Consider the following 26,130-nt stretch of genomic DNA (forward strand, 5'->3'; position numbering starts at 1 on the left):
ATTACTCACCCGTCCGCCGCTCGCCGCCCAACAAATCCTCCGAAGAATCAATGTTGTCGCTGCCGCTCGACTTGCATGTGTTAGGCCTGCCGCCAGCGTTCAATCTGAGCCATGATCAAACTCTTCAATTAGAATTTTGTTGTTATYCCCATCTCCGAAGAGACAGTTCTAACGCTCAATGAATACTGAATTACTTTTTTGCCCGTAGGCAAAACTGCATTGCTGTGTTGATAGCATCACTCCGAAAAGCTCCACCATCTTGGTCACTCAGTGCATTGATAAATCTTTATGTCTATCAAGTACGAGTGCCCACACAGATTGTATAGGTCAAATTGTTAAAGAACATTGACTGTAGAAGCGTTCGCTTCTCATCGTCAGGGCTGCGAATTTTACGCTGCCGGGCGATGAAGTCAAGAAGAAATTTTGAGATTTTTCAGCGTGGTGTTCACCGCATCCAAAACGTCTTGTTGACTCCCTTCAACCGCGATAAGCACTGGGCTTTTCCGTTGAAGCAGGCGGGCATTCTACTGATTGAGAAGGTCACGTCAAGCGTTTATTTTCAATCAATTTTGAAGCCGTTTCGCCATCCTGATTTGGTGGCCAGTTCCGTGTGGAGCGGGTCGCCGTGTCAGTGAGGTCGCATTATAGGGACGGTTCAGATCTTGGCAAGGGCTTTTGGGTGGTTTTTTATGAAAAATGGCCTGTTCGGCCATTTTTCAATCAATGTGATGTTAAAGCGAGCCGAATCGCTCTGAAAGCAGCTTAACGCGGTCCCAATTGGTGTACTCAATTTCTTTTGTCGGGTCAGTTTCCCCTCCTGTCATCTTCATGATGAACTGAATCATCACACGATCGAAGAATTTATAACGAGGGTAATAGAGCGCACCGGCGAACACATCGAGTAATTGAGGCTGCCAAGGAGAGAGCGTTAAGAACTTCTTCATATAGACACTGGTTTCTGGCGTATCCTTCTCTGGCTTTCTCGCGGTTAGGTTCACGCAGAAGAAAGCAGCCTTCGCGTTGTTTAATTCAGCAAGGTTCTTTTCAATGAACGTATAAAGCTTCTTGTTTAGATGACCATAGCGAATTGAGGCGCCAATCATAACTTTATCGTAGTGCGCGAAGTCGACGTTTGGTGTCTCATGGAGATCCACCAGCTCACATTGATGCGTATCGACCAGCTCCTTCTCTATATAACGAAGAATTTTGACGGTTTGCCCTTCACGGCTCGAGTGAAGTAAAAGCGCTTTTTTCACGAATTATCCTTATATAGCTAAAAGGCGTTTGCTGACTAACTGCGCCAGAAAGTTGGGGTAAATAATACCAGTAAGGTGAAAACTTCTAATCGCCCAAAAAGCATTGAAACGATCAGCACCCACTTCGCGCTGTCATTAATATCACCAAAATGCACCGCAACTTCGCCTAAGCCAGGGCCCAAGTTATTAAGCGTTGCAGTCACGGCTGAGAATGCACTCAACTCATCAAGACCAGTCGCTATCAACGCCAACATACAAAGAACAAAGACCAAAGCATACGCAGAGAAAAATCCCCACACCGCATCAACAACTTGATGAGGCAGTGCTTTGTTGCCGATTTTAATGGTGTAAACCGCCCTCGGGTGAACAAGACGTTTTAACTCACGAGAACCTTGTAGAGAAAGTAGCAAGATTCGGATCACTTTCATCCCGCCACCTGTTGAACCCGCACACCCGCCAATAAAGGAAGAGAAAAGCAAAAGCACGGGCAAGAACAATGGCCACTCGGAAAACCCTGTTGTGGTATAGCCTGCGGTTGTACTGATCGAAACGGTTTGGAAAATGGCTTGGTTAAAGGCTTCAAACTCAGAATCGTAAGTACTGTGACTTAACAACATCCAAAAGACGATAGAAAGCAAAATCACCTGAATCACGATAAACGCGCGAAATTCGGGATCTTTGAAATAGTACCCTGGGTGTAATTTGCCACTCGAGAATGCGGCAAAGTGCAGCGAAAAGTTACATGCCGATATAAAGAGGAAAAAGACCGTGATGAAGTTAATCGCCGGACTATTGAAATAGCCGATGCTCGCATCATGGGTCGAGAACCCTCCAATCGCGACAGTTGAAAAGCTATGACTGATTGCATCAAAGACGCTCATGCCAGCCAACCAATAAGCGAATGCACATGACAAAGTCAACGCGAGGTAGATGTACCAAAGCGCTTTTGCGGTTTCTGCAATCCTTGGTGTCATCTTACTGTCTTTTACTGGGCCGGGAATTTCGGCGCGATAAAGCTGCATACCACCGATACCGAGCACGGGCAAAATCGCGACGGCCAATACAATGATACCCATACCGCCGAACCACTGTAGAAGCTGGCGATAGAACAATACTGCTTTAGGTAAGTCATCAAGACCTACCATCACTGTTGCACCTGTCGTTGTCAGCCCAGAAAAGGATTCAAAAAAGGCATCAGTCACTGACATCGAAGGCTGCTCGGAGAGCATGAACGGGATTGACCCCGCACTCCCGATTACCGTCCAAAACAATACAACAATAAGGAAGCCATCTCTGGCTTTGAGTTCATGGCGATAGCGGCGGTTCGGAAACCACAGCATGCCACCACCCGCGAGTAGGAGGAAGAAAGTGAGAACGAAAGGGAAACCCTCACCGTCTCGATAGATAAATGCCACCACCGCTGGCGCCAGCATGGTGATACTAAATAGTGCCAGGAGTAACCCGACAATTCGAATTATTGAACGAAACTGCATAGCCTGAGACGGCGCATTCCTTGTATCCAGGGGTTGCCCTGAATCATGATTTATTATCTAGCCCGGTAACACTCACCTGACCCCGCGTTCGATTGAATATCTCACTGGCGATCTGGTCGGCGCTCCGTGCATCCACTTCCACTGTCATCAACACATTATGGCTGAATTCAGTATTAACCTGAACCGCGTTGTGAGACGCCAAGATGGATTCAATCAAGGCAATGTGAGGATATTCACAGCTTAGTGTGAACTGGACCGTAATTGCCTTTTCGTTTGTTGCAAGTTTTGTCAGTGCTTGTTGGACCCCTCCGCCGTAAGCTTTTACCAAGCCACCTGTACCCAATCGAATACCACCATAGTAGCGAGTAACGACTGCCGTTATCTCACCGACACCTGAACCTGTGAGCTGCGCAAGGATTGGTTTCCCTGCTGTGCCTGAAGGTTCTCCATCGTCACTAAAGCCCCAAGACATCGAATCATCAGGACGTCCAGCCACGAATGCCCAGCAGTTATGGCGTGCATCGCTATGTCGCGCCTTGATATCCGCAACAAACGCTTTAGCGCTTTCGATACCCGGCGTGTGAGCTAGGTAAGTAATAAAGCGGCTCTTTTTAATTTCCTCTTCTGACACAACAGCCTCTGCCGGGATCAGATAAGGGGTGATATTCATTTCATCGACCTATCATGTAAAAGGCGCGGGATGTTAACACAGTAACACCTTTTCACGACGAACCGCGTTTACGGGTTTCACAATGTCTCCAACACGTTGGGATATAGATCAAACACTAGATTTAAACAATCGTTTAACATTTTGGTTGCCTTTTTGATTTGTGAAGTTCAGACTGAATTAACTGGTCTTACCAGACTAACCCTATTTACGGTAAACCAAAAACCAGACACAGAGCTGGCAATACGGAGATAGAACATGATTTACCAAGGTGACACGCTGTCCGTACGCTATTTGGAAAATGGCCTTGCGGAACTCAACCTCGACGCACCAGGTTCTGTTAACAAATTTGACCTTGCAACGCTGGAAAGCCTCAACGAAGCCCTAGACGCAATAGCAAAAGAGACGGATGTAAAAGCCCTGCTTCTTACTTCTGCAAAAAGTGCCTTTGTTGTCGGTGCCGACATCACTGAATTTTTAGGTTTGTTTGCCAAACCTGAAAATGAACTCTCTGAATGGGTCACACACGCGAACAACATCTTCAACAAACTTGAAGATCTGCCCTTCCCAACCATCTCAGTGATCACTGGGTACGCGCTAGGAGGTGGCTGTGAGTGTATTTTAGCGACAGATTTCCGTATTGCAGATTCAACAGCACGCATTGGTTTGCCAGAAACGAAACTCGGCATCATGCCTGGCTTTGGCGGAACGGTTCGTATGCCGCGCCTGTTAGGTGCTGATACCGCGATGGAGCTCATCACCGCGGGTAAAGAAAGCAAAGCGCCAGCAGCGCTGAAACTCGGTTTGGTTGATGCAGTGACGGCCCCTGACGACCTTCGTGATGCTGCCATTCAGTTGGCAACACAAGCCATTGAAGGAAAACTTGATTGGCAATCACGTCGCGCACAGAAAAAAGCGCCACTGCAGCTGAACAAAATGGAAGCCACCATGAGCTTCACCATGGCGAAAGGCATGGTTGCACGTGTCGCGGGTAAGCATTACCCAGCACCGATGACCGCTGTCATCGCGATTGAAGAAGCAGCAAGAGGCGGTCGCGACGAAGCATTGCTCGTTGAAAACAAATATTTCGTTAAGCTCGCGAAAAACGAAGTCACCCAAGCCTTAGTCGGTATCTTCCTCAATGACCAGTACCTAAAAGCAGAGGCCAAGAAAGCAGCCAAAGCCGGAAAAGCGACAGAGCGCGCTTCTGTATTGGGTGCAGGCATTATGGGTGGCGGTATCGCTTACCAATCAGCCAGTAAAGGCGTGCCAGTGTTGATGAAAGACATCAGCCAAGCATCCCTAGAAACGGGCATGAAAGAAGCCTCGAAGCTGCTGAACAAGCAACTTGAGCGTGGTCGAATCAACGGCTTGAAAATGGCAGATGTATTGGCCTCAATCACACCAAGCCTTCATTACGCAGGTATTGAACAAGCTGACGTGATTGTTGAAGCCGTGGTTGAAAACCCGAAAGTCAAAGCGGCAGTGCTCAGTGAAGTAGAAGGCATGATCAGTGAAGATGCAGTACTTGCGTCGAACACATCCACCATTCCTATCGACTTGCTGGCGAAATCCCTCAAACGCCCAGAGAACTTCTGTGGCATGCACTTCTTCAACCCTGTGCACCGTATGCCGCTGGTGGAAGTGATTCGCGGTAAAGATACCTCTGATGAAACAGTGTCTCGCGTTGTGGCTTACGCCGCCAAAATGGGTAAAAGCCCTGTCGTTGTTAACGACTGCCCTGGTTTTTTCGTTAACCGTGTTCTTTTCCCTTACTTTGCTGGCTTTAGCTTGTTACTGCGCGATGGTGCAGACTTCAAAGCGGTCGATAAGATCATGGAGAAGCAATTTGGCTGGCCAATGGGCCCTGCTTACTTGCTGGATGTGGTGGGCATCGATACCGCGCACCATGCACAAGCCGTGATGGCGGAAGGTTTCCCTGAGCGCATGGCAAAAGACTACAAAGATGGCGTTGATGTCATGTTTGAAAATCAGCGTTTCGGTCAGAAAAATGGTTCTGGCTTCTACCGCTACTCCATCGACCGCAAAGGTAAGCCAAAGAAAGACGTGGATGCAGATGCGGAAGCACTATTGGCACCGGTTGTTGGCAACAGCACTGAATTCAGTGATAGCGATATCATCAACCGAATGATGGTACCGATGATCAACGAAGTGGTGCGTTGTTTAGAAGAAGGCATCATCGCCACACCGCAAGAAGCGGACATGGCGTTGGTATATGGTCTTGGTTTCCCTCCTTTCCGTGGTGGCGTTTTCCGCTATCTCGACACCATCGGATTGGCGAATTATGTAGAAATGGCTGACAAGCTTGCTGACCTCGGTGCGGTTTATCACGTACCACAAGGTCTGCGCGATAAAGCAGCCAAAGGCGAAGGGTACTTCGATGCCCAACGACAGTCTGCCTAACCACACGGATTAAGAATAAGAGGGAAAACACAATGAACAACGTAGTGATTGTCGATTGCATTCGAACCCCAATGGGACGCTCCAAAGCCGGTGCGTATCGAAACGTCCGTGCGGAAGATTTGTCTGCACACTTGATGCAATCTTTGCTGGCACGAAACCCACAACTCGACCCAGCAGACATTGAAGATATTTACTGGGGCTGTGTGCAACAAACCCTAGAACAAGGTTTCAACGTCGCGCGTAACGCCTCGCTACTCGCAGGTATTCCGCATTCGGTGGCTGCGACCACAGTGAACCGTCTTTGTGGTTCATCCATGCAGGCGCTGCATGATGCAAGCCGTGCCATCATGATAGGCGATGCTGATGTATGCCTGATTGGTGGTGTGGAACACATGGGACACGTTCCGATGACCCACGGCGTTGATTTCCACCCTGGTCTTTCAAAATCGGTCGCGAAAGCCGCTGGAATGATGGGACTGACGGCGGAAATGCTTGGCCGCATTCACGGCATTAGTCGCGAACAACAAGATGCCTTTGCTGCTCGCTCACACCAACGCGCTCATGCTGCCACCATTGAAGGTCGCTTCAAAAACGAAATCATGCCAACCGAAGGCCATGATGAGAAAGGCGGATTAATCCTTCTAGAGAACGATGAAGTGATTCGCCCAGAAACGACGGTTGAAGGCTTAGCGGGACTGCGCCCAGTGTTTGACCCAGCAAACGGAACGGTTACCGCGGGCACATCATCAGCCCTTTCCGATGGCGCGGCGGCCATGCTGGTCATGAGCGAGGAAAAGGCCAAATCTCTCGGCCTTCCTATCCGCGCACGTATCCGCTCTATGGCGGTGGCAGGTTGCGATCCATCCATCATGGGTTACGGCCCTGTTCCTGCAAGCCACAAGGCACTGAAGCGCGCGGGCCTCAGCATCGATGACATCGGCATGGTTGAGTTGAATGAAGCCTTTGCCGCGCAATCACTGCCGTGTGCTAAAGACCTCGGTTTACTCGATAAGGTTGACGAAAAAGTTAATCTCAATGGCGGCGCGATTGCACTGGGTCACCCATTGGGTTGTTCTGGTGCGCGAATTTCAACAACGCTCATTAACTTGATGGAAGCGAACGATGTTGAATTTGGTCTTGCTACCATGTGTATCGGCCTTGGCCAAGGTATCGCAACCGTCTTTGAACGTGTTGAGTAAGTAGCAATATTCGTCATTGAAAGCCGGATGCATACCACGTCCGGCTTTTTCTTTATATCAGCGTGTAATAGCCTACTCAACACTGTTTCAAAACCGAAAAGCGCCTAAAAATGTCGCGTCATATCGACCAAATACCACCTCACAACAACTCAACATCGCGCCTAACTATCCGAATCAAAACAGACTATGTCTTTAATGCATAGGATAAATGAATTAGATTCATTATTTTCATGGCGAATTTGGTTCTACACTCTATTCATCATTTCTTGCCCTTTCCGGAGAATACGGCATGTTTAAAGCTCTCGTGCTGGATCAAGCAGACAAAATCACCACTTCAAGCATCCAAGAATTGGACGTTAGCCAATTGCCAGACGGCGATGTTTTGATTGATGTTGATTACTCATCATTGAACTACAAAGATGGCCTCGCGATCACAGGCAAAGGTCGTATCGTGCGTGATTTCCCAATGGTTCCAGGCATCGACCTAACAGGCACCGTTGTTGAATCTTCAGATTCACGTTACACCACGGGCCAAAAAGTTGTGTTGACTGGTTGGGGTGTTGGCGAAGGTCACTGGGGTGGCATGGCGCAAAAAGCGCGCCTAGAAGCCGATTGGCTTGTTCCACTACCAGAAGCGCTATCTGGCGCCCAAGCAATGAAAATTGGTACTGCAGGCCTAACCGCAATGCTATGTGTGCAAGCACTTCAAGATGCTGGCATTACACCAGAGAAAGGTGAAATCCTTGTCACGGGCGCAAGTGGTGGTGTGGGCTCTGTGGCCGTTACGCTTCTTTCGAAACTGGGTTACCAAGTGGTTGCCGTGACGGGCCGTGCAAGCGAAAACGGTGAGTGGCTGAAAGAACTAGGTGCATCTCGCATTGTAGAGCGCAGTGAATTCGATGACGCTGGCCGCCCGTTAGAAAAACAACTGTGGGCCGGTGCGGTTGATACCGTGGGCAGCAAAATGCTGGCACGTGTACTCGCACAAACAGATTACGACGGTGCTGTAGCCGCTTGCGGTTTGGCGGGCGGTTTTGACCTGCCAACCACCGTGATGCCTTTCATTTTGCGCGGCGTTAAGTTGCTGGGTGTTGACTCCGTCTACGCACCGTTCGAGCGTCGTCAAAAAGCATGGAAACGTATTTCAGAACTTCTACCGGCAAGCTACTTCGAGCACGGCTGTTCTGAAATCAGCCTAGAAGAAGTAGCTGATGCCGCTGAAGCCATCACTAACGGTCAAATCAAAGGCCGCGTGTTGATCAAGCTGTAAGCAAAGTGAGCGCCCAATAGAAAACGGAGCCTTGCGCTCCGTTTTTTGATCTTATCCTAAGACCTTGAGCAACTATGCTGTTGTCTGCAAGATCACTACACCAGCCCCATGTCTTTCGTTCGGCTCGCTATCAATCGTCCGCACTCTTCTTTGATCAAATTGCGCAGCCAAACTTGTGCCGTTGAATGCTCAGTGCGCGGGTGCCAAATGAGCGAATAATCAAACGGCTTAAAATCAAATGGCAGCGGCTTGATCACCAAATCGTATTTCTCCGCCACTAAATAGGCGAGATCAGCGGGCACTGTAATGATCAAAGGAATCGAATCGACCATCGCAAGCGCCGCTTCTAGATGATAAGCGCGCAATGCCAACTTTGGTTTGGGGTACCCTCTGAGCGCATCATCAATCAGGGTTTTAACACCATCACTGATGGCTATCACAGCATGAGGATAAGAAAGGTAGTCGTCTAACGTTAGGGTTTCATCCGCCAATGGGTGATGCTTCGCCAATAAACAAAATACGCTGACCAAGCCAAGCTTGTCATACTCTAATGGGTCAATGGCACCTGTCGATCGACATATCGCCATGTCACACCCTTCAGATGCTAACTGACGCAACAACTGATCGTGTTGCAGCGGCGCAAACTCGAGCGACACATTCGGCGCTTCTTCATAGATACGCGGAAGAGCAAACGGCAAAATGGTTTGCATGGCATAATCCGTCGTCGCTATCTTGAACAACTGATCGCAATTCGCAGGGTCAAACTCCTCGGGAGAGAGAATCGTCCGAAGTGAATCCAGCGGCGCAGTTAGCGAGGTGTTGAGTTCCAATGCGCGTTGCGTTGGAATCAACTGCTGACCATGGCGTGTGAACAACGGATCGCCCGTTAATCGACGAAGACGCCCCAGCACACGACTCATCGCTGACTGGCTCAGGCTTAACCGCACTGCCGCTTTACTGACACTGCCTTCTTCGAGCAGAACCCGCAATGCGATGAGCAAGTTGAGATCACGGCGATAAATATCTTCAAGTTCCATAGATAGCTCAAACAAGGTAATGTGCGGTCATTATACTCAAGCGCAACCATTATGCTTATGCGTCTGGCACGACTGAGATAACTGAATTTTAGATAAAAAAAATCCCGCATATAGCGGGGAAGCCCAAGAAACTGGGTGTGAGTGTAGTCGATGAGTGAGTAGCCTAGCTGCTGAACCAACCTATTATCCGTATCGCGACAGAAGGAGAAGTCTGTCTGCTTAGGGGTTCACAACACAATCGTTAACAGCTTGTTAATTAAATTACACAGATATTTTACAAATCCAAGCCCTGTTGAATATTTAGTCGTCATAAGTATGATCAGGTCGACGTTTTTAATGCGACGAAAGAATATGAGTTCAGAATTTGAAAAACCGGATCACTATTTAGACGCAGAAGGTCTGCGTTGTCCTGAGCCAGTGATGATGGTGAGAAAAACTATCCGCAACATGAAAGAAGGCGAATCGTTGCTGATTGTTGCCGATGACCCATCGACGACACGCGACATTCCAAGCTTCTGCAGATTTATGGATCACACGCTCGTTGCACAAGAATCAGAGTCAGCACCTTATCGCTACCTGATCCGCAAAGGCGTTTGAACAACGCTGTCGGTATAATAAGCGACAAATAAAACTAGAAAAGGCAGCCGAGACTGCCTTTTTTAATGTTCAATACTCAAACGCTGACGACTGCTCAACATCACTTATCTTCTTACGCAACACTGCATTTTCACGCTCTAGTTCCAGCAACGTTTTTTTCAGCGGCAAGATATACCGAACACGAATAAGCGCATCGATAGATAAGTAAGTGGTCACTATTGCGCCAACCACCATAGGTATCCACATATCGGTAAGCATCATACCCAAAATATTGAGTGCTAACGCCGTGTGAAACAACCACAGTTGACTACGTGGACTGATCGCGAGAAACCGCTCCATAACGTGCTCCTTACATCAACCTAACTCCCCTCACGCTACCATGAAGTTCGAATCGGGAGTGTCGAGATAATCACACATTTATACGCCAGAATATGACATTACAGTTTCAGTAGCACCACCACAGCAAGAACCAAAAATACTGTCGCAGTTATGTACCTCATGGTGTCCAAAGGCAATGCATTCGCTGCTTTCTTACCAAACAACACCACAGGTACATTGGCCAGCAACATGCCTATCGTTGTGCCGATGATCACCACCCACAATGCATCATGATATTGCGCGCCTAGCATGGTGGTTGCCACTTGCGTCTTATCCCCTATCTCAGCAACGAAAAACGCAATAAAGCTTGCCACAAACGGTCCATGCTTCGATTTCGATTCTTCATCAAATTTATCAGGGATCAATATCCAGCCCGCCATCGCGACAAAGCTCAATACCAACACCCAATTTAAAATCTCAGGAGAAAGATAATCAGCGACCACGACACCTAACCAAGCAGCTAAGGCATGATTCAATAACGTCGCGAAAAAGATGGCCAAAATGATAGGTACGGGTTTGCGGTATCGACTTGCTAACAGCAAAGACAAGAGTTGGGTTTTATCACCGATTTCCGCCAAAGCGACGGTAGTGATGGAGACGACAAGTATGCTCATTATTGTTTTCCAGGGCGGGTGATTGATTCGACAGCAATGACAAATCCCATGCCCCGCCCGGTTCATGTGAAATGTCATTGGTCTCGTCAAACTCACAATGTAAGTCGTCATTACCATGAAGCATGTGGCTTCAACTATGTTGATAATGACCTCGCTGGCGCGAGAGACTACTCCCCAAAAACGACCTGCATTCTACGATTATCTGCAGCATTGGCTCAATAGTCTCAATTCAAGAGTTCCGACAAACATCGCTTGTCTCATGTTCGACGGACAAAAAACCGCCATCAACGCTACTTATCCCACGCCTAGCGCGCTATAATCGCGTGTTATTTTCCATTCACTAATCGCGCGAACCTGACGATGCAAAAATTCGACGTTAAAACTTTTCAGGGCATGATCCTCGCGCTGCAGGATTACTGGGCCCAACAAGGTTGCACCATCGTGCAACCACTCGACATGGAAGTAGGTGCAGGCACCTCTCACCCAATGACATGTCTGCGTGCAATCGGCCCCGAGCCAATTGCAGCCGCTTATGTTCAACCTTCACGTCGCCCGACTGATGGCCGTTACGGTGAAAACCCTAACCGTCTACAACACTACTATCAGTTCCAGACCATCATGAAGCCTTCTCCTGACAACATTCAGGAACTGTACTTAGGTTCGCTACGTGTTCTTGGTATCGACCCAGAAGTGCATGACATTCGCTTCGTAGAAGACAACTGGGAAAACCCAACATTGGGTGCATGGGGTCTTGGCTGGGAAGTTTGGCTAAACGGCATGGAAGTGACGCAATTCACTTACTTCCAGCAAGTAGGCGGTCTTGAGTGTAAGCCTGTGACCGGCGAAATCACTTACGGTATCGAACGTCTTGCGATGTACATCCAAGCGGTAGATTCTGTTTATGACTTGGTATGGACGGATGGCCCGTTCGGCAAAGTAACGTACGGCGATATCTTCCACCAAAACGAAGTTGAGCAGTCGACCTACAACTTTGAGCACGCAGATGTAGACTTCTTGTTCACGTACTTCGATCAGTGCGAGAAAGAGTGTAAGCACCTTCTTGAACTTGAAAAACCACTGCCTCTTCCAGCGTACGAGCGCATTCTAAAAGCAGGCCATGCATTCAACCTATTGGATGCGCGTAAGGCAATTTCTGTGACTGAGCGTCAACGCTACATCCTTCGCATTCGTAACCTGACAAAGTCAGTTGCTGAAGCGTACTACGCATCACGTGAAGCACTCGGCTTCCCAATGTGTAAAAAGGGTGAGGAGAAGTAAGATGGCAAAGAATTTTCTGATTGAGCTAGGTACAGAAGAATTGCCACCAACGCAACTTCGTACTCTTGCAGAAGCGTTCGCAGCGAACTTTGAAAAAGAATTAAAAGACGCAGAGCTAACGCATGATGGTATTACTTGGTACGCGACACCTCGCCGCCTTGCACTGAAAGTTGCATCGCTGGATGAGCAGCAAGCTGACAAGCTGGTTGAGAAGCGCGGACCCGCGGTCTCTGTGGCATTTGATGCTGACGGTAACCCAACCAAAGCAGCACAAGGCTGGGCACGTGGTAACGGTATTACCGTTGAACAAGCCGACCGTATCGCAACAGACAAAGGCGAATGGCTTCTGTTTAAACAAGAAGTCAAAGGCCAAGACGCGAAAGAAATCATTGTGTCACTGGCAGATAAAGCGCTAGCTAACCTGCCTATTGCGAAGCCGATGCGTTGGGGTGATAAAGATACCCAATTCATCCGTCCGGTAAAAACCCTGACCATCCTGATGGGCGAAGACCTGATCGAAGGCACCATCATGGGCGTCGCATCTGCTCGCACCATTCGCGGTCACCGCTTTATGGGCGAACCAGAATTTACCATCGACAATGCCGATCAGTATCCAGCCATTCTGGAAGAGCGCGGTAAAGTCATGGCAGATTATGAAGCGCGTAAAGCCATCATCATCGCTGATGCGAAAAAAGCAGCTGAATTGGTTGGCGGTATCGCTGATCTAGAAGATGACTTGGTCGAAGAAGTTACCTCTTTGGTTGAATGGCCAGTGGTACTCACCGCAACCTTCGAAGAAGAATTCTTGAAGGTACCTGCTGAAGCCTTGGTTTACACCATGAAAGGTGACCAGAAGTACTTCCCTGTTTACAGCGAAGACAAGCAACTTCTGCCTAACTTCATCTTCGTTTCAAACATCGAATCAAAAGAGCCACGCCACGTTATCGAAGGTAACGAGAAAGTGGTTCGCCCTCGCCTTGCGGATGCGGAATTCTTCTTCAACACCGACCGTAAGCGTCCATTGATTGATCGTTTGCCGCAATTGGAAACCGCGATTTTCCAAAAGCAATTGGGCACCATCAAAGACAAAACCGATCGTATTACTGAGCTTGCCGGCTACATTGCTGACAAGATTGGTACTGACGTTGATAACGCAAAACGTGCTGGCCTGCTTGCTAAATGTGACCTGATGACCTCCATGGTTTTCGAATTCACTGACACCCAAGGTGTGATGGGCATGCACTACGCACGTCACGACGGTGAAGTTGAAGAAGTCGCCGTCGCGCTTAACGAGCAATACATGCCACGCTTTGCGGGCGATGATTTGCCTAGCAATGGAGTTTCATCTGCACTGTCGATGGCTGACAAGCTTGATACTATCGTCGGTATCTTTGGCATTGGCCAAGCACCGAAAGGCTCTGACCCGTTCGCGCTTCGTCGTGCATCTTTGGGTGTGCTTCGTATCATCGTTGAATACGGTTACGATCTGGATTTGGTAGACCTCGTTGCCAAGGCAAAATCACTGTTTGCGCAAGCTGATGGTTCAAGCCGACTCACCAACGACAACGTTGAAAGCGATGTTATCGAATTCATGTTGGGTCGCTTCCGTGCTTGGTATCAAGATGAAGGCCATAGCGTAGACGTTATTCAAGCGGTACTTGCTCGTCGCCCTACTCAACCAGCAGACTTCGACCAGCGCGTTAAAGCCGTTACCCATTTCCGTTCACTGGACGCAGCAGAGTCGCTAGCGGCGGCGAACAAACGTGTGGGTAACATTTTGGCGAAGTTCGAAGGTCAACTACCTGCAGCTATCGATGCGAACCTTCTGGTTGAAGACGCAGAGAAAGCATTGGCAGACAAAGTGACGTCTTTGGTTGAAAGCCTTGCACCGCTATTTGCAGAAGGCGATTACCAAACCGCACTGACGCAACTTGCTGACCTTCGTGAGCCAGTAGACAGTTTCTTCGATAACGTCATGGTAATGGCAGAAGATGAAGCCCTAAAGGCGAACCGTCTAGCACTGCTGAATACCCTTCGTAGCCAGTTTATGAACGTTGCAGACATTTCTCTACTTCAGAAATAAACGTAGAAACGAAGAAAGAGCCTCGCATTAATGCGGGGCTTTTTTTTGCCTGCTTCTCGCTTCTCAAGAGAATTGTTCCACGTGAAACATCATTCCCGCCTAACCTCACCTCCCCATAATTAAAGAACACTTCATAAGAAGAATCTAAAGTCTAAGCTTCTAAGAAAAAGCCCAAAATCTGCGTTCAATTTGACCAATGTTTGCGGTATGGTTTGACGGATCGCGACGCACAATAAATAAAGGATTAAGGTCTCGCACGTATGCAGTTTTCGAAATTTGGGACAAAGTTTTCCCAGCACTCCGGTATCACCCAATTAATGGACGACTTGAATGATGGCTTAAGAAACCCAGATGCCATCATGCTTGGTGGTGGTAACCCCGCCGCCATTCCAGCTATGACCAATCACTTCTCCGAACTTAGCCAACAAATGCTAAATGATGGAACCTTGGTTGCCGCGCTATCAAATTATGATGGCCCACAAGGTAAAACTGCGTTTATTGAATCACTCGCGACCATGCTCAGTGACACTTACGGTTGGTCCATCTCCAGCAAGAACATCATGCTAACCAACGGCAGTCAGTGTGCGTTCTTCTACCTGTTTAATCTTTTTGCAGGACACTACGATGATGAAAGCTTTAAGAAGATTCTACTTCCGCTAACGCCAGAGTACATTGGGTATGCCGATTCAGGATTGTCACCCGATATGTTCACCAGTTTCAAACCGACCATTGAGTATTTAGATAACCGTCAGTTTAAATACCACGTCGACTTCTCGACATTAGAGGTTGATGAGTCAGTCAGCGCCATCTGTGCTTCCAGACCAACAAACCCTACCGGCAACGTTTTAACGGATGATGAAATAGCGCAACTCGATGTGTTGGCGCGTAAGCACAATATCCCCCTCATCATCGACAATGCTTACGGCGTGCCCTTCCCAAATATCATTTTTGAAGACGTAAAACCCTTCTGGAATGAAAATACCATTCTCTGCTCTAGCCTATCCAAGCTAGGTCTACCTGGTGTTCGTTGCGGTATCATTGTGGCGGCTGAGGAAACCATTTCCGCACTGACTAACATTAACGGTATCGTGAGTTTATCGCCTTGCGGCGTAGGCCCAGCCATTGCAAACCAAATGCTAAATAATGGTGATTTGCTCCGCTTGAGTGAGGATGTCATAAAGCCTTTCTATCAGAAGAAAGCGCACCGAAGCGTGGCGTTACTCCAAGATGCGATTCCAGATCCTCGTTTTAAGATTCACAAACCTGAGGGTGCCATTTTCCTATGGCTTTGGTTTGACGAACTCCCTATCACCACCAAAGAGCTCTACCAGCGTTTGAAAGCCAGAGGTTTGCTCATCGTGCCAGGAGAGTACTTCTTTATTGGTTCCGACAGTGAGTGGGACCATACACGTCAGTGCTTGCGAATGAACTATGTTCAGGATGATGAGAAGATCCAAAGAGGGATAGAAATACTCGCTGAAGAAGTCGAGAAAGCGTATGGTGAAAAGTAATGTTTCACGTGAAACGTTGAGCGATAAGGCCTAATTATTTCCGAGCCAGTTATTCATTAACTGGCTTTTTAATTCAAGTATCCTCCTCAGAGCTCGCTGTTGTTACTCGCAATATTCACACTGAAATCTATTCGACGTTAATCTCAGTTCTCGCACCAACACTCTCTTTCTTGATCAAGATTAAGATAGAGTGAGCGCCTAAGACGTTGTTCATTTGTAGTAATGAGCAATCGGATTGCGTGTTCCACGTGAAACATTCCGTGTCCTCGTATCAGGGTGGTTTGCTATGGCTGAATTAGAGATCGACATTGAGGTAGAGGATGGAGTGATATCAGGGACTCTCGTCACTGACGAACAATTCCTCAGCAACACTGTTTCAATCATCATCGCGGGATCAGGCCCTACAGATAGAAACGGCAATCAAGAGGCTTTGCAAAATCACAGTTTAGAAAAGATATCCACCAGCCTTCTAAGCCACCAATATGCCAGTTTTCGCTTCGATAAAAGGGCGTTGGCAGATCATATTTTCCATCACTATTAGAGTCTGATCTCACCATTGATGTGTATGTGAAAGATGTACATTCCATCATTCAAACACTTTCAGATGCACACGGCTTTAGAATATTTAATCTTATCGGGCATAGTGAAGGTGAGCTCATTGCTTTGCTCGTCGCACAGACGGCATGTATACATTCGTTAGTACTGATCGCAACGCCTGCCCTCTCATTTGCTGAAAACCTCGTCAAGCAATATCAATTACGCGCACCGCAATATACCGAACACGTTAAGGCTATCTTTGAGTCCATCAAACAGGGTAAGGACATTCAATATGGTGATGAGCATGTAGACGTCGTATTCCGACGTTCCGCTATTCCTTATATCAAGTCATGCTTTTTTATCGACCCGTAGGCAATAGCACCGACGTTAAACCGATCTATACATGTCATACAAGGTGATAACGATCTTCAGGTGGGAGTAACCAATGGGATAAAGTTTGAAGAGGTTTTGGGGGAAATCATGTGAAGCTAACAATTTGTGAAGGCATGAATCACGTGCTAGTAGATGCATCCAAAGATAAGGTCCAAAACGTCGATACATACAATGATCCCAGTCTCCCAATACACACCAAGCTTCAACGTGCACTTTTTGAAGCGCTTTAGCCATATATATCAACAAGTTAATCATGCAGATGACGCTACGTAAAAAAAACGCCGCTAACGCGGCGTTTGATACACAGATTTTAAGCAGCGAACGCTGAAAAACAGCAGACTAGACGTCGAGGTTAGCCACTTTCAGTGCGTTGTCTTCAATGAAGGCACGACGGGGTTCAACGTGATCACCCATCAAGGTGGTGAACAACTCATCTGCAGCAACCGCATCTTGGATGGTGACACGAAGCATGCGACGTGATTCTGGATCCATGGTGGTTTCCCAAAGCTGCTCAGGGTTCATCTCACCAAGACCTTTATAGCGTTGACGAGAAAGACCACGGTTCGATTCTTTAATCAGCCAAGCCAATGCATCAGCAAAGCTCTTAACGGGTTGCTTACGCTCGCCACGCTGGATGTATGCAGTATCATCGAGCAAGCCATCAAGTGCTTCAGAAAGATCCGCGATACGCGCGTACTCTTTCGAATTCAACAAGTCGTAGCTGATGAGGTATTCATGGTCGACGCCGTGAGTACGTACGATAAGCTCAGGTTGATAAGCGTTGTGCTCTTCATCAAATTTGATGATTGAACTGTACTGACTTTCACCAGAGGAGTTCTTATTTAGAACCGCAACAATGTTATCAATCCATGCTTGTACGTTGGCTTCATTTTGAAGCGTATCAACAGACAGACGAGGTTGGTAAACAAGTTCGTTTAGCAGCGCGGAAGGATAACGGCGCTCCATACGGCTAATCAATTTCATGACGCCGTTGTACTTCTGAATCAACTCTTCAAGCGCAAGACCGCTTAGCGCAGGCGCATCTTGGTTTACAAATAAAGAGGCGTTTTCTAGCGCTAGCGATACTTGGTATTGCTCCATCGCTTCGTCATCTTTGATGTATTGCTCTTGCTTGCCTTTCTTCACTTTATAAAGTGGTGGCTGAGCGATGTAGATGTAACCACGCTCAATAAGCTCTGGCATTTGACGGTAGAAGAAGGTCAACAGTAACGTACGGATGTGCGAACCATCGACATCAGCATCGGTCATGATGATGATGCTGTGGTAGCGCAGTTTATCCGGGTTGTACTCATCGCGACCGATACCACAACCCATCGCAGTGATCAGTGTGGTCACTTCTTGAGAAGACAGCATTTTGTCGAAGCGCGCTTTTTCTACGTTAAGGATTTTACCTTTCAGTGGAAGAATCGCTTGGTTCTTACGGTTACGACCCTGCTTGGCTGAACCGCCAGCAGAGTCCCCTTCCACTATGTAAAGTTCGGACAGCGCTGGATCTTTTTCTTGGCAGTCTGCGAGCTTGCCTGGCAAACCTCCCAAATCTAGCGCGCCTTTACGACGGGTCATTTCACGTGCTTTACGCGCTGCTTCACGCGCACGTGCGGCATCAATAATCTTGGTACAAACGATCTTAGAATCTTGAGGGTTCTCAATCAGGAACTCGCTCAATTTCTCATTCATCGCAGACTCAACCGCTGACTTCACTTCTGAAGACACGAGTTTGTCTTTTGTTTGGCTTGAGAACTTTGGATCAGGCACTTTTACCGACACAACAGCAGTCAGGCCTTCACGCGCATCATCACCAGAAGTTGCTGCATTTGCTTTCTTCGAATAGCCTTCTTTTTCCATGAAGGTATTCAAGGTACGAGTAAGAGCAGCACGGAAACCAGCCAGGTGAGTACCACCATCACGCTGAGGGATGTTGTTGGTAAAGCAGTAGATGTTTTCCTGGAAACCATCGTTCCACTGCATAGACACTTCTACCGTCACACCGTCTTCACGCTCGTGTTCGAAATGGAACACAGATGGGTGGATTGGGTTTTTGTTACGGTTCAAGTGCTCTACGAACGCGCGAATACCGCCTTCGTACGTGAAGTGGTCATGCTTGTCTTCTTCGCGTTCGTCAGAAAGACGAATAGACACGCCAGAGTTTAGGAACGACAACTCACGCAGGCGTTTAGCCAGAATGTCGTAATGGAAAAGAAGATCAGTAAACGTCTCGGCAGACGGCCAGAAACGGATGCGAGTGCCCGTCTCTTCAGTGTCGCCAATCGGCGCAAGTGGCGCTTCAGGAACACCGTGTACATACACTTGTTGGTGGATTTGACCGTGACGCCAGATCGTCAGTTCAAGCTTCTCAGACAGGGCGTTTACTACTGAAACACCTACGCCGTGAAGACCACCCGATACTTTGTATGAGTTATCATCGAACTTACCGCCTGCGTGAAGTACCGTCATGATAACTTCAGCAGCTGATACACCTTCTTCTTCGTGGATATCAACTGGGATACCACGACCATCATCTTTCACTGAAACAGAGCCGTCTTCGTGGATGGTCACCACGATATCATTACAATGACCAGCAAGAGCCTCATCGATTGAGTTATCGACGACCTCAAAGACCATGTGGTGCAAACCGGTACCGTCGTCAGTATCACCGATGTACATCCCCGGACGCTTTCGTACTGCATCCAGACCCTTGAGTACCTTGATACTCGATGAATCGTAATTGTTGGACATTGAGTTACTCTCGCTTAATTTATTCTGCGGCTATTTTACCGTGTTCCACATGAAACATCTTACTATTTTCGTCGGACATTTCAGCGACCTGATCGGCACTAATGGCACTTACAAATACTTGCGCACCGGTGGCTTTTAACTGCTCAGCCAAGAGCGCCCGACGCTGGCTATCCAGCTCAGACGCAAAATCATCTATCAGATAGATACATTGCTTACCTTTGTCTTCAGTAAGCTGTTGGCCCTGCGCCAAACGCAGTGCACACACCATCAGTTTGAGTTGGCCACGAGACAGAACATCTTCGACCGGCGTATTGTTAATACGCAAGCGCAAATCAGATTTGTGTGGGCCACTGACGGTATAACCTAATTGCTGATCGCGAAGAAAATTATCACGCAGCAATTCGGCATAATCTGTGTCTTTCTCCCAGCCACGTGAATAGCTGAGCTTAATGTCGTATTCAGGCAAAAATGCCTGGCACAATGCAGAGGCTCTCTCCGCAAGCTTGTTGATGTATTCACGTCGCCACTGATCGATTTGATTCGCTAACGGTGCCAATTCTGCATCCCAATAGCTCAGCTCTCGATAGCTTCGCGCCGTTTTCAATAACGCATTGCGTTGCTTGGTCAATCGCTTCACGCGTGACCAAACAGGAAAAAACTGAGGTTCCACATGGAACACACCCCAGTCGATAAAGGCACGACGGAATTTAGGGCCACCAGTCAGCAATTCAAACCCTTCAGGGGTTATCAGTTGCATGGGCAGCACTTCCGCCAGTTGCACCAGTTTCTGCCCCTTTTCTACACCGATTTTTACGTCGGTAGAGCCATCTCTGTTCTTTTGTAAACCGACTGGCAAGAAGCTATCAGAGTCACTTGAAATCACGCGACCATGCACCACCAATCTCTCTTGTTGATGTCTGATCACACGGCCCGTTAGCTGACTTCGAAACGAGCGCCCGTGCCCTAAGTAATAAACGGCTTCTAAGACACTGGTTTTACCGCTGCCATTCGGTCCGACAAGAAAATTGAAGCCTGATGACAGGCTAAGGTCACAGGCTTCAATGTTTCGTAAATCGTGTACGGATAATCGGGTTAGTGCCATGTTATAGACGGATTGGCATTACCACGTACATGGCGTCATCACTGTTACAGTCTTCCACCAAGGTACTTGCCGTACCATCCGTCATAGAGAAACGCACTTGATCACACTTGAGCGTATTCAGTACGTCGAGCACATAACTGACGTTGAAACCGATTTCCAATTCTTCACCTTGGTAATCGACATCAACAAATTCTTCAGCTTCTTCTTGTTCAGGGTTATGTGCAGAAATACGCAGTTGGCCATTGCTGACGTTCAGGCGCACACCGCGGAATTTTTCATTAGACAAGATGGCTGCACGAGAAAACGCCTGACGCAGTTCATCGCAGCCCGCTTCCATTGTTTTATTAGAAGACTGAGGCATCACGCGGCGATAGTCGGGAAAACGGCCATCAACCAGTTTAGACGTGAAAATAAACTGGTTCACTTGTGCGCGGATGTTCGCACTGCCGATTTGGATCGTAACGGGTGCATCTTGCTGATCCAGCAAGCGCATCAATTCCGTCACACCTTTGCGTGGCACAATGACTTGTTGGTTCTCGAGACTGCTTTCTAATGCTGTTATCCCCACCGCCATACGGTGACCGTCGGTCGCTACGCTGCGAAGCGTTGTGCCGTCGGTTTCTAGCAACATACCGTTTAGGAAATAACGTACATCTTGGTTAGCCATAGAGAACGCGGTGCTCTCAATTAGCTGACGCAACTTACCTTGAGACAAGGTAAATTCGACCGTGCTTTGCCAATCTTCGATATTCGGGAAATCAGCCGCTGGCAACGTAGACAGCGTGAAACGGCTACGACCAGAACGGATAACCGCACGATCACCTTCCGCCGTGAAATTAATCGGCGCGCTGTCTGGAAGACCACGACAGATGTCGAGGAACTTACGAGAAGGAACTGTCACCGCACCGTCTTCTGCTTCGCCTTCAAGTGGCAAAGACGCAATCAATTCTACTTCGAGATCGGTGCACGTCATCGTAAGTTGACCCGCATCTACTTTAAGAAGAATGTTGCCAAGAATCGGCAGTGTTGGTCGGCCGCCAAGCGCACCAGAAACCTGCTGCAATGGCTTTAAGAATACGTCGCGAGTAAGTGTAAATTTCATATTATGACGACAGAGTCCGGATCAGGTTTGAATAATCTTCTTTTATATCGTGGCTTTCTTCGCGCAACTGTTCAATCTTTCGGCACGCATGAAGTACCGTAGTATGATCGCGCCCACCAAATGCATCACCAATTTCCGGCAAGCTATGGTTTGTCAGCTCTTTTGATAACGCCATCGCCACTTGGCGAGGACGAGCAACTGAACGGCTACGACGCTTAGATAATAGGTCAGCCATCTTAATTTTATAATATTCAGCAACAGTCTTCTGAATGTTATCAATGGTAACCAGTTTTTCTTGAAGTGCGAGCAAGTCACGTAACGCTTCACGCACGAAATCAATGGTGATCGCTCGGCCTGTGAAGTTAGCATTCGCTATCACGCGATTAAGCGCCCCTTCGAGCTCTCGAACATTTGAGCGAAGACGTTTTGCAATGAAAAACGCCACTTCATCGGGCAAGCGAATGTTGTGGTCTTCCGCCTTTTTCATCAAGATCGCGACGCGCGTTTCAAGCTCAGGTGGCTCGATCGCTACCGTCAAACCCCAACCAAAACGCGATTTGAGGCGATCTTCTACCCCGTTAATCTCTTTCGGATAACGGTCAGAGGTCAAAATGATCTGCTGATTGCCTTCTAACAAGGCATTAAAGGTATGGAAGAACTCTTCCTGCGAGCGTTCTTTGTTCGCAAAAAATTGAATGTCATCGATAAGCAAAGCATCAACGCTGCGGTAATAGCGTTTGAATTCTTCAATTTGGTTATTCTGCAGTGCTTTTACCATGTCCTGAACAAAACGTTCAGAGTGCATGTACACCACACGGGCGTCTACTTTACGATCGCTGATCGCATTCCCCACAGCATGTAACAGGTGCGTTTTACCTAAACCTGTTCCGCCATATAAGAAAAGAGGGTTATAAGCCGCCCCTGGGTTATCGGCGACCTGTCTTGCTGCCGCTAACGCCAATTGGTTAGATTTACCTTCAACAAAGTTAGTGAACTTATGTTTAGGGTTAACATTTGATCTGTGGTTAACGTCTGACTGAACCGGTGAAGGCGCAGGTTCCCATGTACGACCGACACTCGGTTTCGCAACAGGGGCAGACGGCGCAGGTGCTGCAGGTTGACTCGGTGGTGCAACAGGGGCGACAGGTTTACTGCCGACTTCGAAACGCAACACTGGCATATCTGCACCACAAAACTCGTTGAGTAACTGGTTGATACTGTTGAGATACTTATCTCTCACCCAGTCCAGCACAAAACGGTTTGGTGCAAACAAAGTCAAGGTGTTGTCATTTAACTCCGCCTGAAGCGGTCGAACCCACATGCTGAATTCTGTTGCAGGAAGATCCTCTTGAAGGCGCTGAAGGCACTGCAACCAAAGCGAAGATGACACGTCTGACTCCACACTCGATAAATGAAAAGGGAAGCAATTTTATACTTCTACGACAAGGATCGCTAGAGAGAAGATCCCTTTTGCAGTGAATAAGATCGAAGTTATACACACAGATCGCACAATTATCTTGCCGATCTGCACCGGTTTCACCCCAGTTACTCACAGATTAGGCCCATTAACCGGGATAAAAACGTAGAACTGATCACATTAGTTATTCGTTTACTCCACAAAAAGTCACATGCGATCAAAATGACCTGATTTGCAGGAAAGATCGCGTTTCCACTTTTTATACCTTCTTTACCCCACGAAAAATAACAGGCTTCACACAACGAAAAGTGGATAAGATCGGTGAAGGATCCTTGCGCTAACTTTTCAAATCCGTATAATTCCGCGCCCATAGAGTTCGGATTGTGGCCATTTCTGGTTTTAACATTGACTATAACTCGGTCAGTGATTACAATCCGCCCTCTTTGTTGAGAGGCGTCGGACTTTGTCCCACGTCGGGTTAACAAACCTAAAAACTGATCAGTAATTAAGGTAGAAACCATGAAACGCACTTTTCAACCTTCCGTTCTAAAGCGTAAGCGCACTCACGGTTTCCGTGCGCGCATGGCAACTAAGAATGGCCGCAAGGTTATTGCCGCTCGCCGTGCGAAAGGCCGTAAGCAACTTTCTAAATAATCACTAGTGATTTGTGAATAAGTTCGCTTTTTGTCGGGAGTTACGTCTGTTAACTCCCGCACATTTCAACTCTGTCTTCCAGCAACCTCATCGCGCTGGCTCACCACACTTAACCATTCTTGCGCGCAATAACACGCTTGACCATCCACGCATGGGACAGGCAGTGCCAAAAAAACAAATCAAACTTGCTGTCGACCGCAACCGCTTTAAGCGTTTAGTTCGCGAAAGTTTTCGCTTGCATCAACATTCGTTGCCTGCGAAAGATTTTGTTGTGATTGCAAAGAAAAGTGCCAATGAGCTCAGTAACGAAGAACTGAGTGTGCTGCTCGATAAATTATGGCAACGTTTATCTCGACCGCCGCGAAAAAAATAGTCACTGGACTGTTTCGCGGATACCAACTCTTCATCAGCCCCCTTCTAGGGCCACGATGTCGTTTCACACCGACATGCTCCCAATACGCCATAGAAGCGGTCAACCGTCACGGTGTTGTAAAAGGGTGTTGGTTCGCTAGCAAACGTCTATTAAAATGCCATCCTCTTAATCATGGTGGGTACGATCCTGTGCCCCCGCGTCATACTCATAATCGAGACAATTAGCAATGGATTCTCAACGCAATATCCTGTTGATTGCCCTAATGTTCGTTTCTTTCATGTTGTACCTCAACTGGAATGAAGCAAACTCCCCTCAACCACAGGGACCGGGCGTAACACAGCAAGCACAACACAGTGGTGATGTACCTGCCAGCACAGACGCTTCTCAGCCTCTGACCCAGGATTCAGCCTCTAACAAGCTGATCACTATCCATACCGATGTATTGACACTGACTGTTGATACGCTTGGCGGTGATGTCATTCGTGCGGAATTGGAAAACTATGACGCGGAATTCGGCTCTGAGGACAAATTTGTTCTGCTGAAGAACCAACCCGATCATGCATTCGTTGCACAAAGTGGTCTGATTGGCCCTAACGGCATCGATACGCTAAATGGCCGTGCTCAATTCTCAACCACAGCAACTGAATTTACCCTTGCTGATGGCCAAGATGAGCTTCGTGTACCATTGACGTTGTCAAAAGATGGCATCAACTACACCAAAGTGTTCGTTCTGAAACGTGGTAACTACGCCGTTGGCGTGGATTACACCATTGATAACGAAACGGACAAGCCAGCATCTGTACAAATGTACGCGCAACTTAAGCAAAACCTGCTTGATGATGGCGGCAGCTTGACCATGCCTACCTACCGTGGTGGTGCATACTCAGCAGATGACACGAAATACAAAAAATACAGCTTTGACGACATGCAGGATAAGAACCTTAACCTGACTATCGCCAACGACGGCTGGGCTGCCATGATGCAACACTACTTTGTTGCTGCTTGGATCCCACACGCTGAAGGTGAAGCAAATCTGTATACCCGCACCAGCAATGGCCAAGGTTTCATCGGTGTTCGCTACCCAACAACCACCGTTGCTGCAGGTACTGAAACCACCTTGGATTCAACCTTGTGGGTAGGTCCTAAGCTACAAGACCAAATGGAAGCGACTGCACCTAACCTTAACCTGACGGTTGATTACGGTTGGTTGTGGTTCATCGCAAGCCCACTGCATTGGTTGCTAGCAACCATTCATGGCTTCGTTGGCAACTGGGGTGTCGCAATCATCCTATTGACCTTCATCGTTCGTGGTGCGATGTACCCGCTGACTAAAGCGCAGTACACCTCAATGGCAAAAATGCGCATGCTGCAGCCTAAATTGGCGGAAATGCGTGAGCGTATTGGCGATGACCGCCAGCGCATGAGCCAAGAAATGATGGAGCTGTATAAGAAAGAGAAAGTGAACCCTCTGGGTGGGTGTCTTCCTCTTATCCTTCAAATGCCAATCTTCATTGCGCTTTACTGGGCATTGATGGAATCGGTAGAACTGCGCCACGCGCCGTTCATGCTTTGGATTCAAGACTTGTCAGCACCGGATCCATACTACGTGCTGCCACTTCTGATGGGTGCATCAATGTTCCTTATCCAGAAGATGAGCCCAAGCACAGTGACTGATCCAATGCAGCAGAAGATCATGAACTTCATGCCTGTGATGTTCACCGTGTTCTTCCTGTGGTTCCCTGCTGGCCTAGTACTTTACTGGTTGGTATCGAACATCGTCACACTTATCCAGCAAACGTTGATTTACCGCGCGCTGGAGAAGAAAGGCCTTCACAGCCGTAAGTAAGTGGTAACGAATAAAGACAAGGCGGCCATTGGCCGCCTTTCTTCGTTTATACCCCATCAACTTTCCCAACCTCACGCTTTTTAGGCGAATGTCTTCAGTCTGCTATGACGCTTAAGTCTGCATATTGATAAAGTTTGAGGTT

General features: G+C 47.9%; 23 protein-coding genes, 1 rRNA gene and 1 riboswitch. Of the genes, 13 read left to right on the forward strand and 11 right to left on the reverse strand.

Annotated features, from left to right (window positions below; all coding sequences use genetic code 11):
• The 4 genes from EQP46_RS21480 to EQP46_RS21495 form a co-directional block, all read right to left on the reverse strand.
• Positions 1–131 (reverse strand): 16S ribosomal RNA (locus EQP46_RS21480); the annotation flags it as partial.
• A gap of 600 nt (positions 132–731) precedes the next feature.
• Complete coding sequence (hemG, locus tag EQP46_RS21485) at positions 732–1,256, reverse strand: menaquinone-dependent protoporphyrinogen IX dehydrogenase (RefSeq protein ID WP_129495585.1); 525 nt, start codon at positions 1,254–1,256, stop codon at positions 732–734.
• 35 nt (positions 1,257–1,291) lie between these two features.
• A complete protein-coding gene (locus EQP46_RS21490) occupies positions 1,292–2,749 on the reverse strand; it encodes a TrkH family potassium uptake protein (RefSeq protein WP_129495586.1) in 1,458 nt (485 codons plus the stop codon).
• A gap of 43 nt (positions 2,750–2,792) precedes the next feature.
• Positions 2,793–3,419 carry a YigZ family protein gene (locus EQP46_RS21495; RefSeq protein WP_129495587.1) on the reverse strand — a complete coding sequence of 209 codons (627 nt, stop codon included), beginning with the start codon at positions 3,417–3,419 and terminating at the stop codon, positions 2,793–2,795.
• A gap of 255 nt (positions 3,420–3,674) precedes the next feature.
• Between EQP46_RS21495 and fadB the strand changes: the two genes are divergently transcribed.
• The 3 genes from fadB to acuI all read left to right on the forward strand — a co-directional run bounded on the left by fadB (position 3,675) and on the right by acuI (position 8,309).
• Positions 3,675–5,840: a fatty acid oxidation complex subunit alpha FadB gene (fadB, locus tag EQP46_RS21500; protein WP_129495588.1), complete on the forward strand. Its 2,166-nt coding sequence runs from the start codon at positions 3,675–3,677 to the stop codon at positions 5,838–5,840.
• Between the two features lie 32 nt (positions 5,841–5,872).
• Complete coding sequence (gene fadA, locus EQP46_RS21505; protein WP_129495589.1) at positions 5,873–7,039, forward strand: acetyl-CoA C-acyltransferase FadA; 1,167 nt, start codon at positions 5,873–5,875, stop codon at positions 7,037–7,039.
• Between the two features lie 289 nt (positions 7,040–7,328).
• Positions 7,329–8,309 carry an acrylyl-CoA reductase (NADPH) gene (acuI, locus tag EQP46_RS21510; RefSeq protein ID WP_129495590.1) on the forward strand — a complete coding sequence of 327 codons (981 nt, stop codon included), beginning with the start codon at positions 7,329–7,331 and terminating at the stop codon, positions 8,307–8,309.
• Positions 8,310–8,404: 95 nt separating this feature from the next.
• Here acuI and EQP46_RS21515 read toward each other — a convergent pair whose 3' ends face one another.
• The gene (locus EQP46_RS21515) at positions 8,405–9,346 is read right to left on the reverse strand and encodes a LysR family transcriptional regulator (RefSeq protein ID WP_129495591.1); all 942 of its coding nucleotides are present in this window, start codon (positions 9,344–9,346) and stop codon (positions 8,405–8,407) included.
• A 351-nt stretch (positions 9,347–9,697) separates the two neighbouring features.
• On the opposite strand from EQP46_RS21515, the gene tusA reads away from it, so the two are divergent.
• Positions 9,698–9,943, forward strand: coding sequence for a sulfurtransferase TusA (gene tusA / locus EQP46_RS21520; RefSeq protein WP_017010567.1), 246 nt, complete (start codon positions 9,698–9,700; stop codon positions 9,941–9,943).
• A gap of 69 nt (positions 9,944–10,012) precedes the next feature.
• Here tusA and EQP46_RS21525 read toward each other — a convergent pair whose 3' ends face one another.
• Together EQP46_RS21525 and EQP46_RS21530 are read right to left on the reverse strand one after the other, a co-directional pair.
• Positions 10,013–10,282 carry a hypothetical protein gene (locus tag EQP46_RS21525; protein ID WP_129495592.1) on the reverse strand — a complete coding sequence of 90 codons (270 nt, stop codon included), beginning with the start codon at positions 10,280–10,282 and terminating at the stop codon, positions 10,013–10,015.
• A gap of 98 nt (positions 10,283–10,380) precedes the next feature.
• Complete coding sequence (locus EQP46_RS21530; protein ID WP_129495593.1) at positions 10,381–10,935, reverse strand: TMEM165/GDT1 family protein; 555 nt, start codon at positions 10,933–10,935, stop codon at positions 10,381–10,383.
• A gap of 88 nt (positions 10,936–11,023) precedes the next feature.
• A riboswitch (yybP-ykoY riboswitch) is annotated at positions 11,024–11,123 on the reverse strand.
• A gap of 172 nt (positions 11,124–11,295) precedes the next feature.
• Here EQP46_RS21530 and glyQ point away from each other — a divergent pair.
• The 5 genes from glyQ to EQP46_RS21555 all read left to right on the forward strand — a co-directional run bounded on the left by glyQ (position 11,296) and on the right by EQP46_RS21555 (position 16,716).
• Entirely contained in the window at positions 11,296–12,213 is a 918-nt protein-coding gene (gene glyQ / locus EQP46_RS21535) for a glycine--tRNA ligase subunit alpha (RefSeq protein ID WP_129495594.1), read from the forward strand.
• 1 nt (position 12,214) lies between these two features.
• Complete coding sequence (gene glyS, locus EQP46_RS21540) at positions 12,215–14,296, forward strand: glycine--tRNA ligase subunit beta (RefSeq protein ID WP_129495595.1); 2,082 nt, start codon at positions 12,215–12,217, stop codon at positions 14,294–14,296.
• 260 nt (positions 14,297–14,556) lie between these two features.
• Entirely contained in the window at positions 14,557–15,807 is a 1,251-nt protein-coding gene (locus EQP46_RS21545) for a valine--pyruvate transaminase (protein ID WP_129495596.1), read from the forward strand.
• Positions 15,808–16,093: 286 nt separating this feature from the next.
• The gene (locus EQP46_RS21550; protein ID WP_240671784.1) at positions 16,094–16,348 is read left to right on the forward strand and encodes a hypothetical protein; all 255 of its coding nucleotides are present in this window, start codon (positions 16,094–16,096) and stop codon (positions 16,346–16,348) included.
• Positions 16,349–16,374: 26 nt separating this feature from the next.
• Positions 16,375–16,716 (forward strand): lipase family protein, encoded by a 342-nt coding sequence (locus EQP46_RS21555; protein ID WP_129495597.1) that lies wholly within the window; start codon positions 16,375–16,377, stop codon positions 16,714–16,716.
• Between the two features lie 360 nt (positions 16,717–17,076).
• On the opposite strand, the gene gyrB is transcribed toward EQP46_RS21555, so the two are convergent.
• The 4 genes from gyrB to dnaA are packed head-to-tail and all read right to left on the reverse strand — an operon-like array spanning position 17,077 to position 23,088.
• Positions 17,077–19,494, reverse strand: a complete 2,418-nt coding sequence (gyrB, locus tag EQP46_RS21560; protein WP_129495598.1) for a DNA topoisomerase (ATP-hydrolyzing) subunit B — start codon at positions 19,492–19,494, stop codon at positions 17,077–17,079.
• Between the two features lie 19 nt (positions 19,495–19,513).
• Entirely contained in the window at positions 19,514–20,596 is a 1,083-nt protein-coding gene (gene recF / locus EQP46_RS21565) for a DNA replication/repair protein RecF (protein WP_129495599.1), read from the reverse strand.
• 1 nt (position 20,597) lies between these two features.
• The gene (gene dnaN, locus EQP46_RS21570; RefSeq protein WP_129495600.1) at positions 20,598–21,698 is read right to left on the reverse strand and encodes a DNA polymerase III subunit beta; all 1,101 of its coding nucleotides are present in this window, start codon (positions 21,696–21,698) and stop codon (positions 20,598–20,600) included.
• 1 nt (position 21,699) lies between these two features.
• Positions 21,700–23,088 (reverse strand): chromosomal replication initiator protein DnaA, encoded by a 1,389-nt coding sequence (gene dnaA, locus EQP46_RS21575; RefSeq protein ID WP_129495601.1) that lies wholly within the window; start codon positions 23,086–23,088, stop codon positions 21,700–21,702.
• A 546-nt stretch (positions 23,089–23,634) separates the two neighbouring features.
• On the opposite strand from dnaA, the gene rpmH reads away from it, so the two are divergent.
• The 4 genes from rpmH to yidC are packed head-to-tail and all read left to right on the forward strand — an operon-like array spanning position 23,635 to position 25,988.
• Positions 23,635–23,769: a 50S ribosomal protein L34 gene (gene rpmH / locus EQP46_RS21580; protein ID WP_025672864.1), complete on the forward strand. Its 135-nt coding sequence runs from the start codon at positions 23,635–23,637 to the stop codon at positions 23,767–23,769.
• Positions 23,770–23,782: 13 nt separating this feature from the next.
• On the forward strand, positions 23,783–24,142 hold the full coding sequence (gene rnpA, locus EQP46_RS21585) for a ribonuclease P protein component (protein WP_017010580.1): 360 nt from the start codon (positions 23,783–23,785) through the stop codon (positions 24,140–24,142).
• A complete protein-coding gene (yidD, locus tag EQP46_RS21590; protein ID WP_129495602.1) occupies positions 24,106–24,366 on the forward strand; it encodes a membrane protein insertion efficiency factor YidD in 261 nt (86 codons plus the stop codon). Before rnpA ends, yidD begins: the two co-directional genes overlap by 37 nt.
• A gap of 2 nt (positions 24,367–24,368) precedes the next feature.
• Complete coding sequence (gene yidC, locus EQP46_RS21595; protein WP_129495603.1) at positions 24,369–25,988, forward strand: membrane protein insertase YidC; 1,620 nt, start codon at positions 24,369–24,371, stop codon at positions 25,986–25,988.
• Positions 25,989–26,130 lie beyond the last annotated feature (142 nt).

The sequence above is a fragment of the Enterovibrio baiacu genome (assembly GCF_004120195.1).
Lineage (GTDB): Bacteria > Pseudomonadota > Gammaproteobacteria > Enterobacterales > Vibrionaceae > Enterovibrio > Enterovibrio baiacui.

What these genes read in the sequence shown, in the direction of transcription:
- EQP46_RS21490 (WP_129495586.1), bottom strand. Translation starts at nt 2,749, where the DNA reads ATGCAGTTTCGTTCAATAATTCGAATTGTCGGGTTACTCCTGGCACTA.
- EQP46_RS21495 (WP_129495587.1), bottom strand. Translation starts at nt 3,419, where the DNA reads ATGAATATCACCCCTTATCTGATCCCGGCAGAGGCTGTTGTGTCAGAA.
- fadB (WP_129495588.1), top strand. Translation starts at nt 3,675, where the DNA reads ATGATTTACCAAGGTGACACGCTGTCCGTACGCTATTTGGAAAATGGC.
- fadA (WP_129495589.1), top strand. Translation starts at nt 5,873, where the DNA reads ATGAACAACGTAGTGATTGTCGATTGCATTCGAACCCCAATGGGACGC.
- acuI (WP_129495590.1), top strand. Translation starts at nt 7,329, where the DNA reads ATGTTTAAAGCTCTCGTGCTGGATCAAGCAGACAAAATCACCACTTCA.
- EQP46_RS21515 (WP_129495591.1), bottom strand. Translation starts at nt 9,346, where the DNA reads ATGGAACTTGAAGATATTTATCGCCGTGATCTCAACTTGCTCATCGCA.
- tusA (WP_017010567.1), top strand. Translation starts at nt 9,698, where the DNA reads ATGAGTTCAGAATTTGAAAAACCGGATCACTATTTAGACGCAGAAGGT.
- EQP46_RS21525 (WP_129495592.1), bottom strand. Translation starts at nt 10,282, where the DNA reads ATGGAGCGGTTTCTCGCGATCAGTCCACGTAGTCAACTGTGGTTGTTT.
- EQP46_RS21530 (WP_129495593.1), bottom strand. Translation starts at nt 10,935, where the DNA reads ATGAGCATACTTGTCGTCTCCATCACTACCGTCGCTTTGGCGGAAATC.
- glyQ (WP_129495594.1), top strand. Translation starts at nt 11,296, where the DNA reads ATGCAAAAATTCGACGTTAAAACTTTTCAGGGCATGATCCTCGCGCTG.
- glyS (WP_129495595.1), top strand. Translation starts at nt 12,215, where the DNA reads ATGGCAAAGAATTTTCTGATTGAGCTAGGTACAGAAGAATTGCCACCA.
- EQP46_RS21545 (WP_129495596.1), top strand. Translation starts at nt 14,557, where the DNA reads ATGCAGTTTTCGAAATTTGGGACAAAGTTTTCCCAGCACTCCGGTATC.
- EQP46_RS21550 (WP_240671784.1), top strand. Translation starts at nt 16,094, where the DNA reads ATGGCTGAATTAGAGATCGACATTGAGGTAGAGGATGGAGTGATATCA.
- gyrB (WP_129495598.1), bottom strand. Translation starts at nt 19,494, where the DNA reads ATGTCCAACAATTACGATTCATCGAGTATCAAGGTACTCAAGGGTCTG.
- recF (WP_129495599.1), bottom strand. Translation starts at nt 20,596, where the DNA reads ATGGCACTAACCCGATTATCCGTACACGATTTACGAAACATTGAAGCC.
- dnaN (WP_129495600.1), bottom strand. Translation starts at nt 21,698, where the DNA reads ATGAAATTTACACTTACTCGCGACGTATTCTTAAAGCCATTGCAGCAG.
- rpmH (WP_025672864.1), top strand. Translation starts at nt 23,635, where the DNA reads ATGAAACGCACTTTTCAACCTTCCGTTCTAAAGCGTAAGCGCACTCAC.
- yidD (WP_129495602.1), top strand. Translation starts at nt 24,106, where the DNA reads ATGGCAACGTTTATCTCGACCGCCGCGAAAAAAATAGTCACTGGACTG.
- yidC (WP_129495603.1), top strand. Translation starts at nt 24,369, where the DNA reads ATGGATTCTCAACGCAATATCCTGTTGATTGCCCTAATGTTCGTTTCT.